Source organism: Kitasatospora putterlickiae (assembly GCF_039527695.1).
Taxonomy (GTDB): Bacteria; Actinomycetota; Actinomycetes; order Streptomycetales; family Streptomycetaceae; genus Kitasatospora; species Kitasatospora putterlickiae.
On record NZ_BAAAKJ010000257.1, the window covers coordinates 57,905 to 59,707 of the forward strand.

Sequence of the window (1,803 nt, forward strand, 5' to 3'; positions counted from 1 at the left end):
GCCCCCCGCCGAGGCGGCCTGGCTGGCGGCCCACCAGCAGGCCGACCCGGCGGTGCTGCGGGCGCTCGCGCTGATGCGCCTGGCCGAGCACCTGCCGCGGATCGACAGCCTCACCCTGACCCCGGACGTGCTCACCGGGCTGCTGGCCAGGCTCGGTGCGACCGGCGGCGAGGGGACGGCGCGATGACGCTCGCGCCCCGGGTGGTGCTGGTCCACCGCCGCACCGAGTACCAGGAGCTGCTCGCCCACCACGGCACGCCCGGCCAGGCCGCGTACTTCCTGAGCAGCCGGGGCCGCTCGGTCGAGGAGATCGAGCTGCGCCACCGGCGGGGGGAACAGGCGCTGGCCCGGGCGGCCGGCGCGGTGCCGCTCGACTGGCGGCGCACCCGGGTCGAGCGCGCCGACCTGCCGCGGTTCCTCTTCGAGCCGGAGGACGTGGTGGTCGTGGTCGGCCAGGACGGCCTGGTCGCCAACGTCGCCAAGTACCTGGACGGCCAGCCGGTGATCGGCGTGGACGCGGATCCCGGCCGCAACCCGGGCGTGCTGGTGCGAAGCCGCGTGGCCGACCTGGCGCGGCTGCTGCCGGCCGCCGTCGGCCCGGGCTCCGACCGGCGCGCCGAGGAGCGGACCATGGTCGAGGCGGTCGCCGACGACACCCAGCGGCTGCTGGCGCTCAACGAGGTGTACGTCGGCCAGCCCGGCCACCAGACGGCCCGCTACCGGCTGGCCGTCGAGGAGGCCGCGCAGCCGGGCGCGTCCGACGAGGGCGAGCCGCAGGCCTCGTCCGGTGTCCTGGTCGGAACCGGGACGGGCGGCACCGGCTGGTGCCGCTCCGTCTGGCTGGAGCGCGGCGGCCCGCTCGCCCTGCCCGAGCCCGGCGCCCCGGCGCTCGCCTGGTTCGTCCGCGAGGCCTGGCCCTCCCCCGCCACCGCCACCGCCCGGCTGCACGGACTGCTCGACGCGGGCCGCCGGCTGGTGCTGACGGTCGAGTCGGACCGCCTGGTGGCGTTCGGCGACGGCGTCGGGGGCGACGCCCTGGAGCTGGCCCGGGGCCAGAGCGTGCGGGTGGGCGTCGCCGCCACCCGGCTGCGGCTGGTGGGGTGAGACCCGGCGGCCGGGGCCGGGCCTCACCGGTCAGGCGTCGGCCGGATGCTCCGCGGGGTGTTCCGCCGGGTGGCGGACCACGACCACCGGGCAGTGGGCGTGCTGGATCATCGCCTGGCTGGTGGAGCCCAGCAGCAGGCCCGCGAAGCCGCCCCGGCCGCGGGCGCCGACCACCAGCAGCTGTGCCTCGCGGCTCGCCTCCAGCAGGGCCGGGCGGGTGTGCGCCTCGACCACCTCGGAGCGCGGCTCGACGGCCGGGTACTTCTCCCGCCAGCCGGCCAGGGCCTCGGCGAGCACCCGCTCCTCCTGGTCGGGCCGGCCGGTGCTCGGGTGGGCGATGTGCAGGGCGGTCAGCGGGGCGCGGCGGGCGGAGGCCTCGGCGAAGGCGAAGCCGAGCGCCTCGGCGCCCACCCCGGTCCCGTCCACCGCCACCAGCACCGGCCCGTCCGGGTCCGGCCGGCCCCGGACGATCAGCACCGGGCAGTCGGCGTGCGCGGCCAGGTGCACCGCCACCGAGCCGATCAGCAGCGCGCCGAACCGGCCGAGCCCGCGACTGCCGACCACCACCAGGGCGGCCTCCCGCGAGTGGCGGGCCAGCACGGTCAGCGGCTCACCGGTGAGCAGCTCGGTCTCGACCTCCAGGTCCGGGTCCAGCGCCTCGGCGTAGGCGACGGCCTGGTCCGGGGTGGTGGACGGGCC

2 protein-coding genes and 1 pseudogene are annotated in these 1,803 nt (G+C 78.4%); 2 read left to right on the forward strand and 1 reads right to left on the reverse strand.

The features are described 5' to 3' along the window. Both ABD308_RS26235 and ABD308_RS26240 read left to right on the forward strand, forming a co-directional pair. Positions 1-187 (forward strand): annotated as a pseudogene (locus tag ABD308_RS26235) (SPFH domain-containing protein); the annotation flags it as partial. Then, positions 184-1,104, forward strand: a complete 921-nt coding sequence (locus ABD308_RS26240) for a hypothetical protein (protein WP_344339195.1) — start codon at positions 184-186, stop codon at positions 1,102-1,104. The pseudogene ABD308_RS26235 and the gene ABD308_RS26240, both read left to right, overlap by 4 nt. Before the next feature lie 30 nt (positions 1,105-1,134). Here the strand turns inward: ABD308_RS26240 and ABD308_RS26245 are convergent. After that, the coding region (locus ABD308_RS26245; protein WP_344339197.1) for a universal stress protein at positions 1,135-1,803 on the reverse strand (669 nt) is incomplete at its 5' end.